The following is a 1,219-nucleotide window of genomic DNA, read 5'->3' as shown; positions in this document are numbered from 1 at the left end:
GTGGGGGTGTTAGCGGCCCTTTTCGTAGATGAGGAGGCCGCGGGAGAGGTGGAGGGGGACCATGATCAACTCCACGATCAGAGCCTTCCAGGCGTAGTACAGGTTCACGGCCTTGTTCAGGTACACGAAGGGCAGGTTGTACAGGACGCGGTGTACGGGGAGGCGGCGGCGTTTTGCGGCGTAGAGCAGTGCGGGGACGGTGAGGAGGAGGTCTGCGCCGGCCCACCAGGACATGGTGGTGGCCACCGGTTCGTGCAGGGCGAAGGTGAGGACGAAGGGGGTCGCCCACCAGAGCGGGGCCACCAGGATCTCCAGCAGCGCCACGATGATCCAGATGGCCAGCATGGGTTTGCGGGTGACCAGGGCCGGGAGGTGGAGGCGGACGTTCTGCATGAAGCCGGCCATCCATCGCCAAACCTGTTTGCGGAGGTAGGTCAGGGTTTCGGGGTCGGCGGCCCAGGCCATGGCGTCCGAGACGTAGACGGCTCGGCGGCCGTCCAGTTGCTGGCTCCAGGTCAGGTCCATGTCCTCGACGATGGTGCGTTCGGGGAAGCCGCCGTAGGACGCCAGCATCTCGCGCCTGAAGACCGAGCAGCAGCCCGAGCAGACCATCGGGCTGTTGGCGAGTTGCTGGATCGGACGGTGCCAGTGGAAGCCGAAGAGGTATTCGGTGGACCTGCCGCGCTCCCATGCCGTGCGGGCGAAGTGGGTCTGGACGTTCCCGGCCGCGATGGTGACCGCTGGGTCGTCGAAGGCGGGTTTGATCTTCTCGATGTAGTCGGGGGCCAGGACCGTGTCGGCGTCCACGGCCAGCACCAGGTCGGTGCGGCAGTAGGGGAGTGCGTGGTTCTGGGCTTTCGCCTTGCTGCCCAGGTTTCTGGGCGGGCGCAGGACGGCCACGCCGAAGGACGCGGCGACCTCGCTGGTGCGGTCGGTCGAGCCGTCGTCCACGACGATGATCTGCTCGGGTGGGACGGACTGGGCCGTGATCGAGCGCAGGGTCGCCGGGAGGCCGTGTTCCTCGTTGTGGGCGGGGATGATCACGGTGAGGGTGGGGGTCACCTGCGCCTCCTCAGTTTCAGCGCGATCAGTGTCACCAGGCCGACCATGGCGTAGATGATCAGGCTGAATCCCAGCGTGGGTGGGCCTCCGGGCATCTCGTGCTCCTCTCCGGCGTAACTCTCCGGCTGAACTTTCGGGGTGGGTGAGGGGTGTGGGG

General features: G+C 66.7%; 1 protein-coding gene. It reads right to left on the bottom strand.

Annotated elements, in window-relative coordinates; all coding sequences use genetic code 11:
- Positions 1–9: 9 nt before the first annotated feature.
- The gene (locus HII36_RS55275) at positions 10–1,062 is read right to left on the bottom strand and encodes a glycosyltransferase (RefSeq protein WP_173531403.1); all 1,053 of its coding nucleotides are present in this window, start codon (positions 1,060–1,062) and stop codon (positions 10–12) included.
- Positions 1,063–1,219 lie beyond the last annotated feature (157 nt).

It is taken from the genome of Nonomuraea antri (assembly GCF_013283785.1).
Classification (GTDB): Bacteria; Actinomycetota; Actinomycetes; order Streptosporangiales; family Streptosporangiaceae; genus Nonomuraea; species Nonomuraea antri.
This window is presented reverse-complemented; position numbering and strand designations above follow the sequence as displayed.